Source organism: Vibrio sp. 10N.286.51.E5, from assembly GCF_041469125.1.
GTDB classification, from domain to species: domain Bacteria; phylum Pseudomonadota; class Gammaproteobacteria; order Enterobacterales; family Vibrionaceae; genus Vibrio; species Vibrio crassostreae_C.
In genome coordinates, this window is the sequence record NZ_JBFRJZ010000011.1 from 45515 (window position 1) to 68226 (window position 22712).

Sequence of the window (22712 nt, forward strand, 5' to 3'; positions counted from 1 at the left end):
TCAAACCGACTAAGCCTTAACTTAGCAAACGACAAACAAGCGCACCCGGCTCCCTTAACGCATCCACGTTATAGCTAAGGACACGTCCGGCAGACGGCGCGTGATAACGGCGACACTCATTACCAAAAGCGTCATATTGAATAGCCAACAGATCATCTTGTTCTACGCTCTGCAGAAGCTCAACCTGCGGCAATACGAAACCACCAATATCAGCGCGGATAGAAACCACATCATTACCCTCTATCCAATCCATACTCGGCAGCTGCATTTTCTCGGGATGATTTATTTCAACCTCGAACATTTCATAATAAGACAGCATGTTAAAAACACCGTCTACCGCTCGTTGAATCATGTCAGGCTGAGTAAATTTCCCCATCCCAACTTCCACCGTGATGCTCGGAATTCCACTTCGATTCCAAACCGTTTCCAAAATACCTGGGTCACCAGGGTCATTCAGAACACAATCGGGCTGCATCAGCCTCGCCATCTCCAAACATTGTTCTATGCGGTAATCAGCAAACACATAAAGTGGATAAACTGCGCCACGAGTTTGAGTGTGGAGGTCAACGGCGAAGGTGGCATTATGCTTAAGCAAACGCTCCCACAAAGACGCAACAAAGCGCTCCGCAGCCAAGCCATTCACGTCACCCGGAAAGAGTCGATTAAGATTAGCAGGGCAAGAACCCGGATCCGAAGAGATGAAATCACGGCTATGGTTCAGCAAGCCAGACAGATTCACAGTAGGTACAATCGTTACCGTGCCTTTGAGCGTTTTACCGACTAAGTCCCTGATAATTTGCTGTGCAGCCAACACTCCGTTTAGCTCATCACCGTGAATACCGGCGGTGATCATCAAACTAGGACCTTCTTGACTGCCTTTGAAAACAGAAACCGGCATGTTCTTAGGTTGCCCTAGCCCATCACTGGTGACTTGAAACCAAAACTGGTGCTCTCCAACGGGTAGGTCTTCAACATTCAAGGAGCCAATAACCTGCCTACCTTGTAAAACATCGCCTAAGTACTCTGTTTTCATCCAACGTCTCCATATTGTTGAGCAGAATCTATTCTCTTCTAAGTTTTTGCATCATAGAGGATATCCTTACCAGTACAAGCAGTTAATCAGATTAACAAGCTCTCAGCGCAGCCAAAATTCACCACCATCGACATACGTGATTGCAAGGTAAAACTTGCCAATGTGACCTTTGAAATACACGCAACTTGTATAACTATTCATAGAACACTCAGTCGCATGAAATAAAAATGCAATAAAATCAACACTTAAAAAAGTTCCCCATTCACGAAAATGTAATTTTATGGAAATGAAAGCTTAATTTATCTGCTCTAAATTAGCTTCATATCGAAACGGAGAGCACATTGCTCACGGATTTTAAAATACAAGGTAAGTGATTATGAAAAAGGCAGTTCTAGCTTCTGCAGTGGTAGCGGCACTAGTTTCAGGTTCATCTCTAGCAGCAACAGTTTACAGCTCTGACGGTACAGAACTTAAAATTGGCGGTCGTGCGGAATTCCGTGGTGATTTCATTGGTTCAGGCGGTAAAGAAATCGACGGAACAATGAAAAATAAAAGCCGTGTTCGTTTAAATGTTGGCGGTACTACAGAAATCACTAGCGACCTATCTGGTTTTGGTTTCTACGAAGCAGAACAAGGCGTAAATTCTTCAGCTGACAATGATGAAACTGACAACTTTAAGCAACGTTACATGTATGCAGGTTTTGAAGGTAACTTCGGCGCAGTATCAGTAGGTCGTCAAGATACAGCTGCAGCTCAAATCTCAGAAATGTCGGATGTTACTATCTACTCTGGTGACCAAAAAGCATTCATCAATGCAGGTGACGAGCAAATCAATAACACGTTTGTATACGCTTACGACGCAGACGCACTTTCTCTTAAAGCAAGTTTGATTGCTGGTGAAGACAAAGATACTGACGGTTACGGTATCTCTGGCATTTACACACTACCGATGGGCTTAGGTTTCGGTCTTGGTTACTCAGGTAACGACAACGGTACTGGTAATGGTAATGGTTCAGCTACAGCATTGATTGCTGGTATTAACTACAAAATGGATGCTTTATACCTAGGTGCAACCTACACAATGGGTGACCTAGACGACAAAGCAAAAACTGAGTTCTCTGGTGTGGAAGTTGCTGCTAAATACAAGCTAACAGACCAATTTGAACTGGCAGGTTTGTACCAAAAACAAGAAAAAGACGCGACACAGAACTTAACTGTAGACACAGCTGACTTCTTTGAGCTGACTGGTACTTACAAGTTCAACAAATCTATCCGTACATACGTTGCTTACCAATTAAACAATCTAGACGACGTAAAAGTTGCAGGTTTAGAAACACAAAGTGAAGACTCTCTTCGCCTAGGTGTACGCTACGACTTCTAATCTAAATCGACTTTAGATACAGACTAAAAAGGTTGGGCAATGGCTCAACCTTTTTTCATATTCAAATATTCTGACTGACTTCATCAATGCTTTTTCTGGTTAAGTGGTGCTAAATCCGTATCATAGGTGAACCACATCAAATAATTAGAAGCATCATGTCACAACACCATCCGATCCAAGGCGCTAGCTGGATGCTAACCGCAGGCCTAGCCTTTGCCGTTATTAACAGCCTAACTCAAATTGCTAGCATTCATTTCGGACTTACTTCTACCACCGTCGCCGTCATTCAATACGCTATCGCGTTGTTCGCTATTCTTCCTTATCTGAAAACGCTGGGCATTCGTCGCGCGCTAAAAACCGACAACCTCAAATTGCACGTATTTCGTGTCTTCTTGTCTGTTATTGGTATTCAACTTTGGATATGGGCACTGGCTTACCCAGTACCAATTTGGCAAGGCATTGCCCTTCTCATGACGTCGCCACTGTTTGCAACCATAGGTTCAGGGCTTTTCCTCAAGGAGAAAGTTGGAGCTGCTCGCTGGAGCGCGACCTTAGCCGGTTTCGTAGGTGCGATGGTGATTCTAGAGCCATGGGCTGAAGACTTTAACTGGGCAACGCTATTACCAGTCGGTGCCGCATTCTTCTGGGCATGCTACTCACTGATGGTGAAAAAGCTCTCTTCACAAGACAGCCCTTCAACCATGGTGGTGTACCTGCTGCTATTAATCACACCATTTAACATCCTGCTTGCCGCGCCAGATTGGCAGACGCCAAGCGGCGGTACAATTTGGGCTATCTTGATTGTTATCGGTGTTATGACGGCACTCGCTCAATGGGCGATAGTAAAAGCCTACTCGGTCGCTGATGCTTCGTTTGTGCAACCTTTTGACCACGCCAAATTACCGCTAAATGTTTTAGCAGGTTGGATTGTATTTAGTTGGGTTCCACCAGGTCGTTTATGGCTAGGGGCTGCTATTATTATTGCGTCAGTTGCATTTATAACGCACTGGGAAACTAAAAAACCTTCAAAAGTGAAGAAAGTTTAAGGTTGGTGAAATAAATAGTTCGACAGTCCGTTCTATATGGATAAGAGAATTCAAACGAGGCCGTAACCATGAAGAAACCAGTCAAGATTACACTATACCGTTGGGCAGGCAGCTGGGGTCCATTTAAAGTTAACATCCCATGTGGAGAATGTACCCTAACCAAAGACATTCTGAAGGATACTTTTGAGAATGAGTTGGCCGATGTCGATGTCGAACTGGAAGTGAAAGATTGGTTGTCTCACTGGTGGGAGCCGCTAAAACTAGGCTCTTGGCATGCTCCAATCCTTGTTGTTGAAGGCAAGGTTGTCAGCCAAGGTGAAGCGCTGAATCGCGGTGTGTTAATCCAATCCGTGATCAAAGAGTGGACCAAACGAGACAGCTTAAAAGGCAACATCGTTTATGGTAAGGCGACCTGCCCATTCTGTGTTAAAGCAAAGAAAATGTTGGATGAAGCGGGTGTTGAATACCAATACCACGATGTCGTAAAAGATAGCGCCGCTTTGTACCGTATGATTCCAGAGGTAAAAGCACACATTGGTGAGAAAACACCGGTCACCGTCCCGCAGATCTGGCTTGATGGTAAGTACATCGGTGGTGCCGATAACTTAGAAGCGTGGATGAAAGAGAATGGCTTAGATAGCATCCCTAATAATGTGGTCGACTTATCCAATCAATCTGCTGGCTGAGTTCATTAAAAGCCATTAGTCAGAAGCTTAATTAGTGTTTTTTGTGTCCATCCACAACAAAACAAAGCGATAACTTTCACCAATCGCTAAAACGAAAAAGGCCTTAAACTTCATCGAGTTTAAGGCCTTTTAAAATTCCGTTTTTGAAAATGCTTATTTAGCCATTTTCTTCATCATTCGCTTAAAGAACGATGGTTTCTTTGGCTTTAAAGTGCCGTACAATGCTTCGTGCATCATGTTTTTTGCTGCCAATTGACCAAGGTATGCGTGGCCTAGTTCGTAATTCATGCTTATCTCCGCACATAATCAACTTTCTTTAGCGCGGATTCTACACTTAAAACGCCCAAAAACAAGATCTAAATCACACTTTAATGCAATATTAAGCATTCATTTGCAATTAGCCTAATTTTGTCTCTGTGCTAATCAGCATTGTTTTTGTATATCAATGAGTTAACCTAAATTCTGGTTTGAGCTTAATGCTCCATTCCTAATAACAACCCAAGACATTGATTTAGACACTGATAAAAAAAGCAGCTCAATAGAGCTGCTTTCTAAAATGCTTTACTGAGAAACCTAGCTGCGCTTTGGCTGTCTGTAAGTTTTACCGGCAATTTGGTATGTGTCTTTTTGCTTCAATTCAAACATCGTTTCAAAGAACCAAGCTGCAAATTTGATTAAGTCATCGCCTTCATTCATAACATGTTCGATGTACTCTTGCTCTTCGCCTTGTTCATTTTCTTGAAGCGTCACGTGGTAAATACGCTTTTCGCCTTCCACTTCAGCAAGTGCAAATTGACCAGTCAGTGATGCAGCAGCCTCAGCGACTTCTGTATCCTCATTGGATTTCAATAGCTCAAGCGCTTGAGGCAGGCCATCTAGTGCGCAGATAGCTTTTACCAGTACTTCAAATTCATTTTGCTGCATTTTGTTTTTACCTATTCAATGGACCGAAGCATTGTAGAAAACCATCAGCACAAATACAACGTATTAACGATGGTGCGTTAAACGATAGTGAATTTAGTGTTTAGCTATATTCCACTTCAACAGTATCGCCTTTGTTGTTCATTTTGGTTGAAGACCAAAGCACTCCGCCCATGGCTGCGCCAATAATGAGGTAGAACACGCCTAACTGTAGATGAGTCGTGACCCAACTCTCTACTAGATACCCACCCAATAAACCCGCTAAACACATCTGAATAGAGCCCGACAATGCCGACACTGCGCCCGCTTGTTTCTTATGAGGTTCTAATAACATGCTGATTGATAATGGGAACGAGATGCCTTGTGCTATCGCCAACCAAGTAAACGCCCAAACTAAGTTAAAGATGGATAACTCATGAGTAAGAAGCCAAGTTCCCGATGCCAAGATAATCAAAATAGCTAGGCTCATCAGTTGGGGCGTACTAAACCTACGATTGAGTAAGTTTAAAGCGACGCTACCTATCAGTAAGCCTGCCGAAGGGACAATCATTAATGAACCATATTCAGCGGCGGTCAGCCCCAATTGCTCTTGCATTAAGAATGGAAACAACGATAGCGATACCAAACTCGCCATGTAGCTCATCCAGTTGTAACTGGCACTGGTCAACACTTGGCGATTGGTCAACAAGCGTCCGTAGTTATTCACCACTTGGCACGCATCAAAGCGGCTCTTTCCGTATGGCAAAGTTTCATGCAGAACAAAGTAACCCAGTGTGAATATCGCTAGTAGATACAATAAAACGAACAGGAACACCGCCTGCCAACCGAGGTGAAATGAAATCCAACCACCGAATACCGGCGCAATGATCGGCATAATCGACGCGGTGATCGAGATATAAGACAACGCTTTGGTAAGCTGTGAACCATCATAGCTGTCACGAAGCACACTTCGCCCAAGAACCGAGGCACTACCCGCCCCTAAACCTTGTAGCAAGCGACCAACTTCTAGCGCCGTCATATTGTCAGAAAACACAACACAAACGACTGTACCAATCAAATAAACACCCTGACCTAACAAGAAAATAGGTCTTCTTCCCACCGCATCGGACATCGGTCCGTAAAATAGCTGAGACAAGCCAAAACCCACCAGAAACAGCGTGACGAGAAGCTGTACATCTACTTGAGTAGCACTTAAATCAGAAGCAATTAACGGTAATGCTGGCAAGTAGATGCTCACACCCACCTGCCCCGTAGCAATAATCATCATTGCTAAGAGTAACGGTGTTTTTTTAAAGGTCGATTGGCTCAAAAAATTCCCTATTCGTTTGATATTTGTTCATTAGACGAGTTTACATTCAAAACCAATAATTGATAATTAGCTAAATTGGAATTTTATTAAGTCCCAACAGGAAATAATATGGATTGGATTCTTAACGTAAAAAGCTATGTCAGAGTAGTGGAAGAAGGTAGCTTCAATGGTGCTGCTCGAAAACTTAACACCACCAGCTCGGCGATCAGCAAAAGAGTGAACTGGCTAGAAGAGCGCATCGGCACCCAACTGTTAAAGCGCACCACGCGATCAATTAGCCAAACCGAAGCAGGTGCGCTCTTTTACCTGCGAGCCAAGGATCAGCTCGACAATTGGCAGTCCATTATTGATGAGACTCGCTCGGTTAACCAAACCCCAGCAGGCCTATTAAAGATTGGCGCTACGATTGCGGTTGGCTCTAAGTTTCTGGTGCAATACATGGACGACTTCTTAGAAAAATACCCAGACATTAAGGTGCAGCTGATCACGACCACGCCAGGCCAATTACCTGAACTGGGCTTAGATCTGGTGATCAGTCGTGAACTGGAACAGCTCAACTCCTTAAGCTTCAAGAAAACACCGCTGTTTGAACACAAAGCCAGCTTCTATGCAGCGCCAAGCTATTTAGCTAAACATGGTTACCCCGCCAACGAGCAGGACTTAGAACAACACAACTCTTTGATTTGGGGAGAGCGCCCTACCCGAGAAGTCACACTCACCAAAGGGCAACGCATCACCCTCAATGGTAACTTTGCGACCACCAATCCAGAGGCTTTGTTTCATGCTGCGAAGCGAGGAATGGGCGTACTGTTAACCATCAAAGCGATGATCAAAGAGGATCTAAAGCAAGGGACATTAGTTCCAGTATTGCCAAATATTACCGCCGACGAAGTGATGGTTTACGCGTACTACCCTAAGCTTGATTACTCGCACACGCGAACCAAGCTCTTTTTGGACCATCTGAAAGACAGGCTAGACAAAGAGCGTAGCACGCAAGCTCTGTGAAATAAGTCACATTTTAATTTGAAAAGTTATACAACACGGCCAATAATAAACTTGACGCATATAGATTATACAAGTTCGCACATATACAAGATAATACGTATACCGCTTACACAGTGAATCTGGTTAACTAGGGGTGGTGGCTATGACTCAACATACGCACAATAGCATGATAGACACAGAGCGCATTGGCCGTTTGCTGAAATTGGAAGGTATCGACCTTTTAGAGTCAGCTGTGCTTACTTTACATCAGACCTTTGATACTCAATACACTAGCATCATTGAGAAGAAGTACTTCCCTGACCAAACCGTTCCTTTGGTGATCGCCCATTCTGATCATGTATTACATGACAAAATCAATGCGCGCCATGGTCACATCTACCAACAAGCCGTCAATCAAAGACACCCAGATTGCTCATTTTCTCAGTACATCGTCCAGTCATTGCCAACATCGGCATTTAGGCAGGAAATCACCTCACAAAACTCCATCGCGATCCCGACTCAAACTCAAAGTGGCGAAGTGATGGGCGTGCTGTTTTCAACGTTCACCTCGCCTCTTAGCCCTGATCAGCAACAAGACGTGGTAAAGCACCATCAATTGTTCGCCGACATCATCATCCACACCTTGCGTGAAATGTGGTTTAACGATCGTTCCGAACAACTTGTAAATCAGCTTAGTTATGAGGTGTCACACGACAGCCTAACCGGGTTACTCAACCGAAGCTGTTTATCAGATACCTTAGAGTCGGTTACTCAACAGAGCGTCACTCCGTTTACATTGGCTTTACTCGATATCAATAGCTTCAAAGCCATTAATGATATGCACGGTAATTATATTGGCGACAAGGTGCTGCAGTTTGTCGCAGAAATATTGCGCCGAACTTTACCTGAAAGCAACCTGACTTTCCGGACTGCTGGCAACGAGTTCGCCTTCATCACCTACCATTCTGATCCGATAGCCGTGTGCGAACAAATACTGGCCAAAATTAAGCAGGGCTACAGTAGCGTTGATATCAAGATAGATTTCGACGTCAGCATCGGTATTGCCAGTTCGGATGGAGACAACAAAGACGTTGAGCAAATCATCTTCAATACCAGCTTGGCGCTTAAAGAGTGTAAACACAGCCAAGATACTCATATTCAATGTTATGACACTCACTTAAGAGTTCGTTACCAAAGAAAAACCGAGCTAGTCGCAGCGCTACGAAGTGAGCTGGAAAACCCAATTTCACAAAGCTATATCCCCGACAGCAATGGAATGTACGTAGTTGTACAGCCGATTGTGGGTCAAGGTGAAACGCAATGGGAATATTTCGAGGTACTGACTCGCTGGAAAACCGCCAGACATGGAGACATCTCACCCGTAGAGTTTATTCAAGTGGCAGAAGAGTCAGGGCTGATTGTCGAATTAGGTGAACGCATTATTGAATTGGTGTGCCGCGCTAAAACCACACTAGAGCAAGGCTTGGGCTACAAGGTTAAACTTGGAATCAACTGCTCTGCGCACGAGCTTACTGATTCGAAACGTTATATATCCTACCTGACTCGAACCATTGAACAGCACCATTTTAAGGCGAATGAGTTTGTTATCGAGTTAACCGAAACCGTTCTGTTATCGCCAACACAAGAGACAAAATCCGCGCTTAACTTTCTGAGAGGACAAGGCTTCACGATTGCACTCGACGACTTTGGTACAGGCTACTCCAGTTTGAACTACATCCACAGCTACCCTATCGATTGCATTAAAATTGATGCGACCTTTATTCGAGACTTGTTAACTAGTTCGACCTCAGAGAGCGTAGTATGGCTGATTGTTCAACTGGCCCATAGACTCGATGTATCTTTGGTTGCGGAAGGTGTTGAGAAGCGTGAGCAATTAGAAAAGCTGCACGCGATGGGATGTGACAAGATCCAAGGTTACCTCTACTCACCTCCAATGCGACCTGAAGCTATCGTTAGCTATGTCGCGCACTCAGAGCCTTTAGTTTAAACCCTTACCGAACCTTCTATTGAGAACTAAAAAGCCGCAAGAGCATCACTTAACACTGACTGTGCTTTGTGATGCTCTTGCGGCTTTAAAACAGTTTAATGGCTAGCTACTTACTAGCATTATTAACCATTGCTAGATTGCGCGTTTCTAACGCTGCCTTCAATAGCTTGTCGGCTTCATCTCTCGCGGCTGTGAATGTCGCTTTTTCCTTTTTAGGCACAGAATCGGCCATTGGGATATTCGCTTTCATCGCATCAACAGGGCGACCACGTTCGATCAGTTCATAGTGCAAGTGAGCACCTGTCACTCGACCCGTTTTACCCGATAGGCCAATACGTTGACCACGAGATACCGTTTGTCCTTTACGAACAAGGATCTTGCTTAAGTGCAAGTAGCGCGTTTTATAAGTGCTACCGTGTTGAATCACCACATAGTTACCCGCATAAGGGTGTTTACGCGTCATGATCACTTTGCCATCACCCGTTGCTTGAACAGGTGTGCCAATTGGTGTCGCGAAATCCGTACCGTTGTGCGGTGAGATTCGGCCAGTCACAGGGTGTAGACGTTTAGGGTTAAATTGAGAACTCTGACGCCAGCTGCTGCTTACAGGATAACGTTGGAAAGCACGTTGAAGGCTATCGCCATTAGCATCGTAATATTGTCCGTCAGTGTGTAAGTATGCTGACACAACGCGGTTACGATTCATGATCTTAATTGCTTCAATTTCACGTTTTCCGGTTGCAACACCATCAACATATTGCGCTTTTTGAAGCACTTCAAACTGATCGCCAGCACGTAGGTCTCGGCTAAAGTTCAGCTTATCTTTAAGAAGAGTCACAATATGGTCAATCTCAAGACTGCTCAGGCCAACCTTGTTCGCCGACATAGAGAAGCTGCCTTGAATATCACCCACTAAAGGTTTTTGCTTCCATTCACCAGGAATAGAGATGTCTTCGAATTCGTAGCTGCCGTCATCAAGTAATCGGTAAACCACTTTGTCCGCGACGCTAAATTGAAGTTCCATTTTAGAAAGGTCGCCGGTCGCTTCATCACGCCAAAAGCGTAATGTATTACCCGGACGAAGCGTATCTAAAGCAAGGAAGTTCAAATCAGTTTCCATCACGCTCATCATCGATTTGTAAGAAAATCCAAGCTGAGTGAAGATGCTACTCAAGTTATCGCCCGTTTGAATTTGATACTCAAATGTCGGCGGCTCAATAACGGTAACAGAAGATGGTGACAGAATTGACTCAATAACGGTTGAGTCGGGCAAATCAAGATCGATCGTTTTCGTCAGATCCGATTGTGACGATTGCAAAGCAACACCAATCGCAGCAATAAGTGGCAGTCCCAAAATAGCTACTTTTTTTACAGGTGAAAGCTCAGCAAACGGAGAGGGAAATATTTTTGAATACACGGTAAACAGGTCTTTCTACGATATAAAGGCATAGGATATGCTTTTCAAACGCATAAATCATCAATGCATTGTCATAATATGATGTGAATCTTCCCAACTTACCCTAAGTCATTGAGTTGCCGTAGATGAAGAGCCACTAGATAAGAAATAAAATTAACCGCTAAATTTAAAAATAAAAAAGCAGAAACGGCTAGTTTCTGCTTTCTATTGGTTGACGTTATTCCGTTTCGAATAATTAATAAACGAAGCGAATTAGTCGCTGGTTTTAAGAAAAGATTATGCGTTTACCGTCGACACTAGGCAGTTGTCTTCACCAAATTCATTTGGGATGTAACGATCGGCATTAGCATCGTTCACCCATTGTTGGTCATCAACTAGGTAGCGGAATTGAAACTCGCCATCTTTAGGTAGACGAGTTTTAAACTTGTAAACCTTCCCTTTGGCCAGTTTTTTCATTGGGGTGGCTTTCCAATCAAGAAAGTCAGCAACGATGGATACAGAGTTCGCTTCTTGAGCTTCTAGCTCGAAGGTCACTTCAACTTCATCTTTCGTCTTAAAAAAACGTTTATTAATCATTCGCAAGCTCCATTTGTAAAAATAAGCGGACACAAAGCTAAGTGTGTCTAAATTTCATTCATCTAACTAAGATAATATGTAATTTGACTCACATAAACAACAGATCCTTACATTCACGAAAACGTTATTGCTTACCAATTGATTGCGTATCAAAAGAAAAACTCATTAACACCTTTTCAGAAGGGGGTTCTGCAAATGATTGTTCCGCAGAATGCTGAGTAAAGCCGATAAAACCTTCCCCAGTAAGTTTATTCTGTGATTGCGAACCTGGCTGCTGAGCTACCTCCAATGTCTGAATTTGTATACGATCACCCAGTAAAAGTTGGTCGACTAACACCACACGGCTTCGTTGCTGGTCATGCTTAAACAGGCCTAGATAATAGAAAACACCGCTGCCTTGGTTAGATATCCACATCGGCGCGACAAAGAAACTCGCCTTGCCCAACGTGGCGGCTGAAAGATTATTGGTGTCTACCGTTACCACACCGCGCTCAACACCTGAGTCATAGCGTCCAAACGCGATGGCTCTAGGCTCATCAACTTCATTGATAAAAGCGTAGGCGTTAGTCTCAGGAACTTTAATTGTCCATGGATTGGTCGTCTTCAAATCAAAAACGGTTTCTACGACTGGGTCATAACTCACTTGAGAAGAAGGAAACTTCGCCAAGATCTCTTCATCACTTAAGCTAAAGCGATAAATACCCGCTACTATCACCACAACCAGCATGACAATTGGAATCAGTAGAATCAGAGGGATAGGTAAGATTTTCTTTTTCATGGGCAATTATATTCTTTTGTTTTCATCCAGTTGTGCAGACCATAAAGGGCTTTAGTATAATTATCAATACAGGGTTAACCAGAAGTGGAGCATGGATGGATATCAATCATATTAAAGATAGAAATATCAGAAGTTGCGAATGCCGCTGTGGAGCAGTCAACCTAGTATGCCGAGGTGAACCTCAACGTACATCTGTCTGCCATTGCTATGAGTGTCAGAAACGCACCGGAAGTGTGTTCGGCGTTCAGGCTCGGTTCCCAATAGAACAAGTTACACTCAGCGGTGAAGTGACCTCTTTTTCACGCATCAGCGATACGGGTAATGAAGTCACCTATCAGTTTTGTCCCAAGTGTGGCACCACCATGCTTTTGCAGTCGGTTGCCGCCGCTGATTTTTATATCGTCCCGCTCGGATTATTTAAAGAGCAAGACTTCCCACTGCCGAGCTTTTCGGTTTATGAAGAACGCAAACACGGTTGGGTTAAGTTCGACCACCAAATGAGCCATTACAACTAGTTCGTCATTGAGCGTTATCTTTATCTCGTTATTGACCGTTATCTTTATATAGCAACAGTATTAAAACAAACTGCAATACTGTTGCCTAAGATCAAATATCACCGCTTCACAGCGCTAGCGTATCTTTTGTCTAGCGTTATAATCTTGCTCCTCTATTTAACCCAGGGTGAACCACATGATTTCTAAGTTACCTCGCTGGGTTGAATACGGCGCCCTTTTGTTAGCTGGTCTTGCTGGCAGTGTTAATGCTATCGGCTTACTTGGCTTCCAACATCAAGCTATCTCCCATATCTCCGGCACCATGTCTTTGCTAGGCAGTAGCCTGCTTACACCGACCTCGGCTTCTGTTCACCTCCTATTGGTGATCATGAGCTTCATGTTAGGTGCGGCGTTCAGCGGGTTCTTTATTGAAAACCAAGCATTGAAGTTAGGACGCCGTTACGGTGTTGCACTATGTATTGAGGGTGGATTGCTGTTTTTGGCGCTGTGGACACTGTTGCAAGGCTATACTTCAGGCCAGTATTTCGCTTCAGCCGCGTGTGGTTTGCAGAACGCGATGATCACCACTTACAGCGGGGCAATCATTCGAACAACACACATGAGCGGGATCATTACCGATCTTGGGATCATGATTGGCGCTCACTTAAAGGGGATGCCTTTTGACCGCCGTAAAGCCAAACTGCTAATTTTCATTGTGGTTGGCTTCCTGTTTGGCGGCTTAATTGGCGCTTGTCTGTTCCAACGCTTCGAAATCTTGGCATTGGCTTTCCCTGCCTCTTTTGCTTTCATTATTGCGTTTAGCTACTGGTTATACTTGACCTATCGAACTGAAACCCCAGTCAATTTATAAATATCTGGCAATATAACCTCAAACTACGTAACATCCGCAACACTTTATTCTAAACTCTTAATACGTTGCAGAATAACCAGTATGAATATTTAGCGATATTTTATGAATAGTATTGCAAGCGATATTAATACTGGGTAATCTTGCACCCAATGAAAAAATACGGACGTTTAGTGAATAAAAATGCCAAGGATGTGGCTTTTTTACGTGTAGAAATTCGAGAACAATAACATGTCTAACAACAAGAATACTGCTCAAACAGAGAAATCTAAAGGCAGTTTCTGGGTTTTCTTAATCCCATCATTGATTGGTTTATTCCTTTTCATGGCGCCAATCAGCTATCAAGGTGATCTAACCATCCCTGTAGCTATCTTAGCCAAATCAATTCAAGCGGTTTTCGGTGAATATCTAGTCCCTATCATCACTGCGATCGTTGCTTTCATGTCTGTAGCTTCAGTTTTAAGCACCATTTTTAAGCCTACATTCATTACATCAAATTCATTTTTAAACGGCCTTTTCAACCCATCTCCACTGTGGTTGCTGGTTCGTTTAATTGGTGGTGCTGCAGCCGTTATGGCTTTCTTCCAAGTTGGCCCTGAGGTTATTTGGGAAGAAAATACTGGTGGTCTGGTTCTAGAAGGCCTGCTTCCGACACTGTTCTCAGTATTCATCTTTGCTGGTTTGCTACTTCCGCTTCTACTTAACTTTGGTCTACTAGAGCTGTTTGGCACGCTACTAAGTAAAATCATGCGTCCAATCTTCAACCTACCAGGCCGCAGTGCTATTGACTGTATGGCTTCTTGGTTGGGTGACGGCAGTGTTGGTATCCTGCTTACAAGCAAACAGTACGAGAAGAAATTCTACACTCAGCGTGAAGCTGCGGTTGTTGGTACGACTTTCTCAGCAGTATCTATCACATTCAGTCTTGTGGTTATTGCTCAGGTAGAACTAGAGCACCTGTTCCTACCTTTCTACGCAGCAATCTGTTTAGCGGGTATTGTGGCAGCGGTGATCATCCCTCGCCTTCCACCACTAAGCATGAAGAAAGATACTTTCATTGATGGCAGCAAGCCGCACAAAGACGCTGACGCGATCCCAGCAGGTCACTCAACGTTCTCTTGGGGTCTTGAGCTAGCGGTAAATAAAGCATCTCAAGTAAAGTCGGCTAAATCTGTATTTGGCGAAGGCGTTCGTAACGCCGTAGATATGGTATTTGGCGTACTGCCTGTTGTTATGGGTTTAGGTACAATGGCACTGGTTATTGCGGAATACACGTCTGTGTTCTCAATCCTAGGTCAGCCTTTCATTCCATTCCTAGAGCTACTTGGTGTTCCTGAAGCGGTTGCAGCATCTGAAACGATTGTTGTTGGTTTTGCGGACATGTTTATCCCAGCAATCCTTGCGGCTTCTATCGACAACGAGATGACTCGCTTTGTTATTGCAGCAATGTCGGTAACTCAGCTGATCTACATGTCTGAGGTGGGCGCTCTACTTCTAGGCAGTAAGATTCCAGTGAACATCTTAGAACTGTTTATTATCTTTATTCTACGTACGTTAATTACGCTTCCAGTTATCGCTGGTGTAGCGCATCTAATATTCTAAATTAGATACTACTTATGTAACTCAATAAAGATTCAGTTTATAAAGCCTCACTTTTGTGGGGCTTTTTATTTGCGAAAATATATACACTGTATTATTTGGAGTTCAATTAATTTATAAGCTCTGCATGTCATTTGATTTCATATCGTTTGTTCACCCCGCCTCTTTTTAATAGAAAACTGAACGCATAACTATCAAATTAATACATTCTTAATTCCTCCTTAAACTCCGTCTAGCCCCATTCCCCAACTCATTGAACCAAATACTAAAAGTAACAAATATGTGATTTAGTGAATTTTGTATTGTTTAGGTTGTTGTATTTTTGCAGTCTATTTTGTGAAATTACATTCAAGTAAAACCCAATCTAGTCGATATATATAATTACAAAAACACGATTAACTTTAGTCTTCGCAAAGCCTGTGAGAAGGGGAAAACTCAATGAAATTTAGCCATAAGGTGGTTGCTGCATCATCAGCCTTGCTGCTAGTGACAGTATCATTGCTTTCAATACAACAACTTTACACTGTAAGAAGTGCAGTAGAAAACCACGTCAATGCGAGCCTGAAAGAGATGGTCTCGGGCGTGAAAAATACCGTCGTATCGGAGATGAACGCCAAGAAAGCGTTGGCTCAATCGACGACTGAAGTCATCGAGATCAACCCTGAAGATCGCGCTTACGTTAAAGAAATCTTAGAAAAGCCAAAGCTTAAAAACAGCTTCCTAGCGGTTGGTTTTGGTTATGAAGCAAACGGTTTCGTTATTGAAAATGATGATGGTTGGGATGCCGGTCCAGACTACGACCCACGAATTCGTCCTTGGTACATTGATGCTAAATCCAAAAACAGTTTAGTTGTTACCGCTCCTTATGTGGATGCATCAAGTAAGAAAGTCATCATATCAGTAGGTACTCCAGTTAAAGACAACGGCCGCTTTACTGCGGGTATGTTCTACGACCTAGAATTGACGAACCTTGCTACCTTGGTCAACCAAGTGAACTTGTTTGATGCGGGTTACCTGTTCCTAGTAACAGCCGACGGCACCACGATTGCTCACCCAAATGCGAAAAACAACGGTGAAACGCTATCAAGCTACATGCCACAAGCGACTATTCGTGAAGGCTCTCAAGAAATTGAAGTCGACGGCAAAATGTTCCTAGTTAATTTCACCCACATCCCTAGTGAAGATTGGTATATGGGTGCAATCCTCGATGAAGAGATCGCGTTCCAAACCGTTGAAGAATTGAAGAACAGCTCAATGATCTACTCGTTGATTGCAGTTATTCTCAGCATCATTGCACTGACTGTTCTGATTCGTGTGTTAATGCGTCCACTGGATGCGCTTAACCAAGCCATTCAAGATGTGGCGAGCGGTCAAGGTGATTTAACTAAGCGCCTAGATACCAACACAGACCAAGAGTTCTCTGACCTAGCGAAAGGTTTCAACACCTTTACTGAAAACCTGCAAAATCAGATCATTCAATCGAAAGCGATTGGTGTTGAAATTAAGCGTGGTACTGAAATCACGGTTAAAGGTGCAGGCGAATCAGCGAAAGCGATGAATACCCAACTGGAAGAGCTTGAACAGTTAGCGACTGCAATGAACGAGATGGCGGTTACTGCAACTGAAGTTGCAAACAATGCTCAAGGCGCAGCAGCGGCAGCCCGTGAAGCAGACGAAGCAACGCTAGACGGCACATCTGTCGTAAGTGACACCACTCAAGCGATTGATAACCTTTCAGCACGTATCGACCAAGCGGTTGCCGAAGTACAAGTACTTGAATCAGCAACAGCCAACATCGAAACAATTCTAAAAGTAATCAACGATATTGCAGACCAAACCAACCTACTGGCATTGAATGCGGCTATTGAAGCGGCGCGTGCTGGTGAATCAGGCCGTGGTTTCGCAGTCGTTGCCGATGAAGTTCGTACTCTGGCACAACGTACTCAAGAATCAACTACGGAAATCCGCAACATGATCGAGCAGCTCCAAGCGGGTGCAAGCTCAGTATCGAACGCGATGAACCAAAGTAAAGACACAGCCACTGACGCCGTTGAACGCGCTCAGCAAGCGAACTCTTCACTTGACCGTATCCGTGACGCGATTCAACGCATCTCAGATATGAACATCCAGATTGCTTCAGCGGCAGAAGAGCAGAGCTTAGTAGCGGAAGAGATCAATAACAACACTGTTAAGATCAAAGACCTTTCAACACAAGTATCAACAGCGGCCCAAGAAGCGAATACCGCAATGCAGCAGCAAACTGACAATGTTCGCCAACAAGACGAGCTATTGAATAAGTTTACGGTTTAACCAAGGTTTGGCTCAGTTGCCGTTTGGCTGAGTCGCCATTTGGTTTAGTTACCGAGCAATAGCTTAAAATAAAAAGCCCCGATTACTGATTGCCAGTAAGCGGGGCTTCTCTTTCTAGTCTATCCAAGTTAACTCGTGACAGGCTTCAATTCATTCGTCGTTAACATCATGCATTGGTTCGATTCCACCTTGATGGTTAAATCCTTACCAACACATTCAAACACATCATCCGACAGTAAATCGGTTACCGCACCAGTCCAATTTAATGAGGCTGTTTTGCTTCGCTTCGACTTGTTGATCACCACAATGCCTTTATCGCCACGGACAAACACCAACAAATCATCATTCGCTTCAACCACACGCATCGCTTCGCCATGAACATGGTTATGGAATTGAATCATGCTTTTCATGTAAGGCGCTTGCCAGTCGTTAAGCCAACGAGGCTGACCGCTCTTGTCCAGAATACCGCTGGTGCTCAGTTCACTGTAAACAAGCGGCACACCGCCGTCTCGACCAAGAATGAAAGCATGAGCCAATCGCTCATCCACTTCATCCATCACATGCTCCAAAAACACCTCGTTATTGGGAATATCATGAGTGACCGCAAACGTGATCGCTCGCATATTCGACAGAGCCTGACCAAAACAGTATGGGTTAATCAAAGACTTAAAGCTGCCCTGCTCTTCAAATGCTTTGAAGATGGTGTTGAACAACGGGAAATCGTAAGCGCCTAAGCGAGTGTGTTTAAGATAAGGCTCAAGGAACAGCTCATACTCTTCTTCTGTCGCGCCGCCATCGGTAATGATCTCACCGAAGATGTGCATTTCTTCGCAGATGTCATCCGTCCACACCTTGCGTAGGTGTGCCAGTGTCATATGCTTTGCCGCATCAATGCGAAATCCTTTCACACCAATCTCTTTCAGTGCTTTTAGGTAGGCTCTTTGTTGTGCCACCACATTATCGTTATCGAGTAGCGTTGGCAGGCCAGGATCGCTGGCGCCACCGGTAATACGCCCGTTTTGCACTTCCCACGTGTCTTTCCAGTTCTTGATACCAAACGCTTCCACGAAGTCGTTCTCATCAAAAAGAGGCTCAGAAAGGTCACCAAACAAACGTATGGATTCATAATAGTCAGCATCTTTTTGATAAGACGCCATGTCTTGCTGATTGGGATACGTTAGATCACCGCGGATACCCGATTCGTTGGCCATGTGGTTAAACACCACATCCACATAAGTACGAAGCCCATGTCGCTTTAACGTGTCGACCATCGCTTTAAAATCTTGTGTGTCACCCAACTGATTATCGATCACACGATAGTCTTGGGGCTGATAGCGTTGCCACCATTGAGTACCAGAATTTCGATCGCAACCTTTAGGGCCGCGCAGCGATTTCATCGCCGGTGATACTAAAACAGATTTATAACCCAACTCTTGGATCAGTGGGGCGTTCTTCATTACGTCAGCGTAGCACCAGTCAAAGGCATGCAATATGACATCTGTCGCTGGTTTGCTTAACATAGCTGAACTCTCCATGTTGTTCTCCTACCAAACTCGTTTACAGCTTTTTAGAAAAGGCAAAGGCTAAAAGGCAAAGCTGCAATAAATTTCCTCAAGAATGGCATTTATTATATGAGTTACTCATTAAAAACCCTCCTCCTCCTACCAATTACTCACGGTGGATGGTTGAGGGCGTAGCACCAATTATCGCATAACGTCTGGGATGAACACTCAACCGTAGTGCTTTAAAACGCGCACAAAAGTCACAAAAAAGGAGCGTATATACGCTCCTTTTATTCAATCTAACACATATTTATAACTAAGTTCTGTAAAGAACCTTCACGACGTGCCAGCCAAATTTTGTTTTCACAAGGTGTGGTACAAGCGTCTCGCCAGAGAAACAAACCTTATCAAACTGAGGCACCATTTGACCTTTTTTGAACTCACCTAGGTCGCCGCCCTTTTTACCAGATGGACAGGTTGAATGTTTCTTCGCTAGCGTTTGAAATTTAGCGCCCTTTTTAAGCTGCGTCATGATGTCTTCTGCTAGTTCTTTATGCTTCACCAGAATATGAAGCGCTGCTGCTGTTCTTGCCATGATAATTCTCAGTTTGTTGCTGCCAGTTTACTTACGACGATTACTTAGAACATCGCGAATGAACTGACTGTTGTAAATCTGTTTGCCGCTAACGGCTTATCGACATAAATTCATCGACAGCCAGCGTTTAGCGTGATTTTAACCCAAGAACCGCTATTCTTCACTCTATAACCGAAAACAACTGCCTTAAAGGCCATTAAAAACCGCATCGCGACTTGCTGCGGCTTCCATTTCCCTTTAAATTAATCCTTATAAATTAAGCGCGTATTAAGTAGGAGCCACTTATGGCCAAACCGATCAGTAAAGCGAGTCAGTCACAGGGAATGTTGATGTTCAAGTTGTCCCTCACTCAAAGTTTTGCGATTGGCACGCTTAAGGTCAGAGAAATCGTCCCTTTTCAGCCGATGACTCAGATCCCCTACTCCCATCATCACGTGATTGGTACAGTGACTATCCGCGACCTTACAGTTCCTGTGATTGATATGTCCGCTGCGATTGGCTTCCGTCCGATAACACCCGCTGAATACCAAGATTGTGTACTCATCGTTACTGACTGTTTGAGAACAGTTGTGGCGTTCTTGGTTCGTTCAATTGATAAAATCATTGAATGCGACTGGAAGAGCATTGAATCTCCACCCACCAGTGTGGGTCGCAATGTGTTTGTAACGGGTATTACACGTTTTGAAGACCGTATTGTGCAAATGCTCGATGTGGAACTGCTGCTTTCTAAGATCTACCCAGCTTATGAGAATGCTCATGTCCCGATGCTGACCGATGTAGAAAGGGAACGCCTCAAAGCATTGAACATCTTATTAGTGGATGACTCTTTGATTGCACGTAAACAGTTATCTGATGCCTTAGACAGCATCAACATCCCTTACAGCATATGTAACAACGGCTTAGATGCCATCGACCTAATGCGACGCCAAGCCAGCGCTGGCAATGCCATTGATCTTCTGGTGAGTGATATCGAGATGCCGGGATTAGATGGTTATGAGCTTGCATTTGAAGTGCAAAACGACAGCGCTTTAAGTCACGCTTACTGTATTTTGCATACCTCACTGTCCAGTGAGATCTGTGTCGACCGTGCTAATCAGGTGGGGGCGCATGAAGCGCTTGAGAAGTTCAACGCGGGTGAATTAATCGAAGCTATGCTACGCGGCGCAAAAGTCTTAAACGGCGCCTCTACGGCTGCTTAGGCTCTGTTATAGAAGCTAAACCTGGCATAGTGCTCAATGGTTTAGCTTCTTAGTCTCTTCTTTCTTCAAATCTTAATAAGAATAGAGCTATCCGTTAGTCTTTATTTTCTGGCATAGACTTTTTCGGCATAGAGTAGCTCTTACTCACAAATTCCACTTCCTCGACTTCATTCACATGATTGGTAAAAGAGGCCAATGCATAGAGAGTGTTCGCGACTAGGTTGGCGTATTTAAAAAGAATCGGGTCTGGCGACTTTTTGCTTTCATGATGTTCAATACTCACCAAAGCTCGCACAACTTTCTTAGCCTGACAACGACACAAGTGAAGTTCACTAGACACTCGGTGTCCACCGGGTAAGACAAAGCCTTTAACCCCCCCTTCTAACTGCTCACGGATACGATGATAATCTTGCTTGAGCTCGACCAATTCAGACTCGGTGATGGCAAGCTTACCGCGCACAGAGCCATTCAAGTGATAGATGTTTGGCTGCAAGCGTTGCAGGATCTCACGAACCTGAGGCTCTAGCTCTAAAGACAACACCAATCCAACTCGGCAACAAAGTTCATCCGACAAAATCTCAAAATCACAGATAGGACTGTCTTCATAGATAAACGGATAACAAAACTCGTCCCAATCTCGACTTACTGGTTTCACGTACCGATCCTTACACATAAATAGTCATCAAACGTCAATATACCAAACTCTTTGATTTAGACATAAAAAAGCCCTCACATTGGAGGGCTCCTGAAGAAATCGGTTAAACGAGATTACTCGTTAGATACTTTTTTGTGGCCTTCTTGTAGGTGAACGAAATCCACCAGATCGTCGCCTGACACTTGGTATGCCTGACCAAAGCCTTTAACGAACAGGCCGTTCTCAGCTTTAAGGTTAAACAGAGAGAAGTCTTGAAGTTGGCTCAAACCATCAATGATTTCACCAAAACGCTCTTGCATCTGGCCAATCACTTGAGTCCAAAGTTCCGTTTCACGCTCCACAACACTTGCTTGAGCATCAAACGTTAAACGTTTACGTGCGTAAAGTTGCTTCGAGCTCTCTTCGTCTTCAATCATCATCAAAGAGACCTGAGGGTTCGCTTTCAAGTTGCGAGCATGGCGAGCAATATCAGAAATTAGAACAAAGTAACCTTCTTGGTTCTGAACGAAAGGTGCGTAACTTACGTTCGGGCGACCTTCTTCATCAACCGTTGCAAGTTGAAGGGTACGGCGCTCTTGGCGAAACTCTTTGATTTCTGGACCTAGGCGACCTTGTAGACGTTCTTGTTTTACTTGCTGTTCCATGGGTAATTCCTTTCTTCACTTTCTCTGATTTATTATTTTTGCCCGAGGTTGAGCGATCATTAGCGAACTAAACGATCCTCGAGCATTGATGTCTTGTTTAAGCCAGTTGGCAACCCTATGTCAGATTACTGCTGATTATTTACTATTGACTGTACTTAAGCTTGTTCTTTTAACGCTTTGAAGCGTTCTACTTGGTCGGCAATAAGCTCACGCTTTTCGTTGCGGCCTAGGTAAATCTTAAAAATGTTCTCACCGGTTTCACTGAAGAAGCCGAAGTAATGACTTTCACGACCCATGAACGCCTTGCTCACCAAACCGATATGTTTAACGTTATCAAGTTTAAGGTGACCATGAAGCTCGCCCTCTTTGCCCATTAGGTTGTAGTAACCACGCGCTACCTTACCTTTCGGGAATGGCGCTTTTACTTCAAAGATAGAACCAAATGAATGCACGATAGTGGTCACAGGCCCCCAACCCACTAAACCTTCTAGAATCTCTTGAGCACGTCTGCCATCTAGCATTACTGCCATGTCGTTTGGAAAAGCAGCAACCACTTCAACCTCTGAAACACCTAGCTTCTCAGCAATTGCTGTTGGCAGTAGTTTTGGCTCTTCTTCTAAAATTCGAGCTACGCGTTGTTCTAGAGTTTCTGTCATTTCTAATGTTGTATCTGTCATTGAATATGTTCCGTATAAACGAGTAAGTTA

The 22712-nt window shown here is 44.0% G+C and carries 22 protein-coding genes; 10 read left to right on the plus strand and 12 right to left on the minus strand.

The genetic code is table 11. From position 1 onward, the window contains the following. Positions 1 to 16: 16 nt before the first annotated feature. Entirely contained in the window at positions 17 to 1033 is a 1017-nt protein-coding gene (locus AB4161_RS03635; protein WP_136978903.1) for a succinylglutamate desuccinylase/aspartoacylase family protein, read from the minus strand. 376 nt (positions 1034 to 1409) lie between these two features. On the opposite strand from AB4161_RS03635, the gene AB4161_RS03640 reads away from it, so the two are divergent. The 3 genes from AB4161_RS03640 to AB4161_RS03650 all read left to right on the plus strand — a co-directional run bounded on the left by AB4161_RS03640 (position 1410) and on the right by AB4161_RS03650 (position 4146). Further along, the gene (locus tag AB4161_RS03640) at positions 1410 to 2414 is read left to right on the plus strand and encodes a porin (RefSeq protein WP_372082817.1); all 1005 of its coding nucleotides are present in this window, start codon (positions 1410 to 1412) and stop codon (positions 2412 to 2414) included. A 155-nt stretch (positions 2415 to 2569) separates the two neighbouring features. Next, entirely contained in the window at positions 2570 to 3460 is an 891-nt protein-coding gene (locus tag AB4161_RS03645; RefSeq protein ID WP_017068384.1) for a DMT family transporter, read from the plus strand. Between the two features lie 68 nt (positions 3461 to 3528). Further along, a complete protein-coding gene (locus AB4161_RS03650; RefSeq protein ID WP_017062739.1) occupies positions 3529 to 4146 on the plus strand; it encodes a glutaredoxin domain-containing protein in 618 nt (205 codons plus the stop codon). A 153-nt stretch (positions 4147 to 4299) separates the two neighbouring features. Here the strand turns inward: AB4161_RS03650 and AB4161_RS03655 are convergent, their stop codons facing one another. From AB4161_RS03655 to AB4161_RS03665, 3 genes are all read right to left on the minus strand, one after another. After that, positions 4300 to 4434 carry a hypothetical protein gene (locus AB4161_RS03655; protein ID WP_372082819.1) on the minus strand — a complete coding sequence of 45 codons (135 nt, stop codon included), beginning with the start codon at positions 4432 to 4434 and terminating at the stop codon, positions 4300 to 4302. 285 nt (positions 4435 to 4719) lie between these two features. Next, a complete protein-coding gene (locus AB4161_RS03660; RefSeq protein ID WP_017057980.1) occupies positions 4720 to 5070 on the minus strand; it encodes a hypothetical protein in 351 nt (116 codons plus the stop codon). A gap of 100 nt (positions 5071 to 5170) precedes the next feature. Further along, on the minus strand, positions 5171 to 6376 hold the full coding sequence (locus AB4161_RS03665) for a multidrug effflux MFS transporter (protein WP_017062740.1): 1206 nt from the start codon (positions 6374 to 6376) through the stop codon (positions 5171 to 5173). A 108-nt stretch (positions 6377 to 6484) separates the two neighbouring features. On the opposite strand from AB4161_RS03665, the gene AB4161_RS03670 reads away from it, so the two are divergent. Next, a complete protein-coding gene (locus AB4161_RS03670; RefSeq protein ID WP_017062741.1) occupies positions 6485 to 7381 on the plus strand; it encodes a LysR family transcriptional regulator in 897 nt (298 codons plus the stop codon). A 142-nt stretch (positions 7382 to 7523) separates the two neighbouring features. Next, on the plus strand, positions 7524 to 9368 hold the full coding sequence (locus AB4161_RS03675; RefSeq protein ID WP_372082820.1) for a putative bifunctional diguanylate cyclase/phosphodiesterase: 1845 nt from the start codon (positions 7524 to 7526) through the stop codon (positions 9366 to 9368). Between the two features lie 106 nt (positions 9369 to 9474). Here AB4161_RS03675 and AB4161_RS03680 read toward each other — a convergent pair whose 3' ends face one another. The 3 genes from AB4161_RS03680 to AB4161_RS03690 all read right to left on the minus strand — a co-directional run bounded on the left by AB4161_RS03680 (position 9475) and on the right by AB4161_RS03690 (position 12139). Next, complete coding sequence (locus AB4161_RS03680) at positions 9475 to 10785, minus strand: peptidoglycan DD-metalloendopeptidase family protein (RefSeq protein WP_108110734.1); 1311 nt, start codon at positions 10783 to 10785, stop codon at positions 9475 to 9477. A 276-nt stretch (positions 10786 to 11061) separates the two neighbouring features. Next, a complete protein-coding gene (locus AB4161_RS03685; protein ID WP_009845720.1) occupies positions 11062 to 11361 on the minus strand; it encodes an isoamylase early set domain-containing protein in 300 nt (99 codons plus the stop codon). A 124-nt stretch (positions 11362 to 11485) separates the two neighbouring features. Next, complete coding sequence (locus tag AB4161_RS03690) at positions 11486 to 12139, minus strand: hypothetical protein (protein ID WP_017064322.1); 654 nt, start codon at positions 12137 to 12139, stop codon at positions 11486 to 11488. Between the two features lie 32 nt (positions 12140 to 12171). Here AB4161_RS03690 and AB4161_RS03695 point away from each other — a divergent pair, with 32 nt between their 5' ends. The 4 genes from AB4161_RS03695 (at position 12172) to AB4161_RS03710 (ending at position 17410) form a co-directional block, all read left to right on the plus strand. Then, complete coding sequence (locus tag AB4161_RS03695) at positions 12172 to 12654, plus strand: GFA family protein (RefSeq protein ID WP_170926836.1); 483 nt, start codon at positions 12172 to 12174, stop codon at positions 12652 to 12654. Between the two features lie 175 nt (positions 12655 to 12829). Then, entirely contained in the window at positions 12830 to 13504 is a 675-nt protein-coding gene (locus AB4161_RS03700; protein ID WP_372082821.1) for a YoaK family protein, read from the plus strand. A 228-nt stretch (positions 13505 to 13732) separates the two neighbouring features. Continuing rightward, positions 13733 to 15103 carry a YjiH family protein gene (locus AB4161_RS03705; protein WP_017067418.1) on the plus strand — a complete coding sequence of 457 codons (1371 nt, stop codon included), beginning with the start codon at positions 13733 to 13735 and terminating at the stop codon, positions 15101 to 15103. A 435-nt stretch (positions 15104 to 15538) separates the two neighbouring features. Then, positions 15539 to 17410 (plus strand): methyl-accepting chemotaxis protein, encoded by a 1872-nt coding sequence (locus AB4161_RS03710; RefSeq protein WP_372082822.1) that lies wholly within the window; start codon positions 15539 to 15541, stop codon positions 17408 to 17410. Positions 17411 to 17538: 128 nt separating this feature from the next. Here the strand turns inward: AB4161_RS03710 and AB4161_RS03715 are convergent, their stop codons facing one another. Both AB4161_RS03715 and ppiC read right to left on the minus strand, forming a co-directional pair. Continuing rightward, positions 17539 to 18945, minus strand: coding sequence for an alpha-amylase family glycosyl hydrolase (locus AB4161_RS03715; protein ID WP_017062749.1), 1407 nt, complete (start codon positions 18943 to 18945; stop codon positions 17539 to 17541). 283 nt (positions 18946 to 19228) lie between these two features. After that, the gene (ppiC, locus tag AB4161_RS03720; RefSeq protein ID WP_258185064.1) at positions 19229 to 19510 is read right to left on the minus strand and encodes a peptidylprolyl isomerase PpiC; all 282 of its coding nucleotides are present in this window, start codon (positions 19508 to 19510) and stop codon (positions 19229 to 19231) included. A gap of 281 nt (positions 19511 to 19791) precedes the next feature. Here ppiC and AB4161_RS03725 point away from each other — a divergent pair, with 281 nt between their 5' ends. Beyond that, on the plus strand, positions 19792 to 20706 hold the full coding sequence (locus AB4161_RS03725) for a chemotaxis protein (protein WP_372082823.1): 915 nt from the start codon (positions 19792 to 19794) through the stop codon (positions 20704 to 20706). A gap of 94 nt (positions 20707 to 20800) precedes the next feature. Here the strand turns inward: AB4161_RS03725 and AB4161_RS03730 are convergent, their stop codons facing one another. The 3 genes from AB4161_RS03730 to hutX all read right to left on the minus strand — a co-directional run bounded on the left by AB4161_RS03730 (position 20801) and on the right by hutX (position 22682). Then, positions 20801 to 21361 carry an ATP:cob(I)alamin adenosyltransferase gene (locus tag AB4161_RS03730; protein ID WP_017062752.1) on the minus strand — a complete coding sequence of 187 codons (561 nt, stop codon included), beginning with the start codon at positions 21359 to 21361 and terminating at the stop codon, positions 20801 to 20803. A gap of 113 nt (positions 21362 to 21474) precedes the next feature. After that, positions 21475 to 22005 (minus strand): heme utilization protein HutZ, encoded by a 531-nt coding sequence (gene hutZ, locus AB4161_RS03735; RefSeq protein WP_004731858.1) that lies wholly within the window; start codon positions 22003 to 22005, stop codon positions 21475 to 21477. Positions 22006 to 22160: 155 nt separating this feature from the next. After that, on the minus strand, positions 22161 to 22682 hold the full coding sequence (gene hutX, locus AB4161_RS03740) for a heme utilization cystosolic carrier protein HutX (protein WP_136974678.1): 522 nt from the start codon (positions 22680 to 22682) through the stop codon (positions 22161 to 22163). Positions 22683 to 22712 lie beyond the last annotated feature (30 nt).

What these genes read in the sequence shown, in the direction of transcription:
- AB4161_RS03650 (WP_017062739.1), top strand. Translation starts at nt 3,529, where the DNA reads ATGAAGAAACCAGTCAAGATTACACTATACCGTTGGGCAGGCAGCTGG.
- AB4161_RS03690 (WP_017064322.1), bottom strand. Translation starts at nt 12,139, where the DNA reads ATGAAAAAGAAAATCTTACCTATCCCTCTGATTCTACTGATTCCAATT.
- AB4161_RS03705 (WP_017067418.1), top strand. Translation starts at nt 13,733, where the DNA reads ATGTCTAACAACAAGAATACTGCTCAAACAGAGAAATCTAAAGGCAGT.
- AB4161_RS03660 (WP_017057980.1), bottom strand. Translation starts at nt 5,070, where the DNA reads ATGCAGCAAAATGAATTTGAAGTACTGGTAAAAGCTATCTGCGCACTA.
- AB4161_RS03715 (WP_017062749.1), bottom strand. Translation starts at nt 18,945, where the DNA reads ATGGAGAGTTCAGCTATGTTAAGCAAACCAGCGACAGATGTCATATTG.
- AB4161_RS03675 (WP_372082820.1), top strand. Translation starts at nt 7,524, where the DNA reads ATGACTCAACATACGCACAATAGCATGATAGACACAGAGCGCATTGGC.
- hutZ (WP_004731858.1), bottom strand. Translation starts at nt 22,005, where the DNA reads ATGGAACAGCAAGTAAAACAAGAACGTCTACAAGGTCGCCTAGGTCCA.
- AB4161_RS03640 (WP_372082817.1), top strand. Translation starts at nt 1,410, where the DNA reads ATGAAAAAGGCAGTTCTAGCTTCTGCAGTGGTAGCGGCACTAGTTTCA.
- AB4161_RS03655 (WP_372082819.1), bottom strand. Translation starts at nt 4,434, where the DNA reads ATGAATTACGAACTAGGCCACGCATACCTTGGTCAATTGGCAGCAAAA.
- AB4161_RS03700 (WP_372082821.1), top strand. Translation starts at nt 12,830, where the DNA reads ATGATTTCTAAGTTACCTCGCTGGGTTGAATACGGCGCCCTTTTGTTA.
- AB4161_RS03670 (WP_017062741.1), top strand. Translation starts at nt 6,485, where the DNA reads ATGGATTGGATTCTTAACGTAAAAAGCTATGTCAGAGTAGTGGAAGAA.
- AB4161_RS03710 (WP_372082822.1), top strand. Translation starts at nt 15,539, where the DNA reads ATGAAATTTAGCCATAAGGTGGTTGCTGCATCATCAGCCTTGCTGCTA.
- AB4161_RS03685 (WP_009845720.1), bottom strand. Translation starts at nt 11,361, where the DNA reads ATGATTAATAAACGTTTTTTTAAGACGAAAGATGAAGTTGAAGTGACC.
- AB4161_RS03635 (WP_136978903.1), bottom strand. Translation starts at nt 1,033, where the DNA reads ATGAAAACAGAGTACTTAGGCGATGTTTTACAAGGTAGGCAGGTTATT.
- AB4161_RS03645 (WP_017068384.1), top strand. Translation starts at nt 2,570, where the DNA reads ATGTCACAACACCATCCGATCCAAGGCGCTAGCTGGATGCTAACCGCA.
- hutX (WP_136974678.1), bottom strand. Translation starts at nt 22,682, where the DNA reads ATGACAGATACAACATTAGAAATGACAGAAACTCTAGAACAACGCGTA.
- AB4161_RS03725 (WP_372082823.1), top strand. Translation starts at nt 19,792, where the DNA reads ATGGCCAAACCGATCAGTAAAGCGAGTCAGTCACAGGGAATGTTGATG.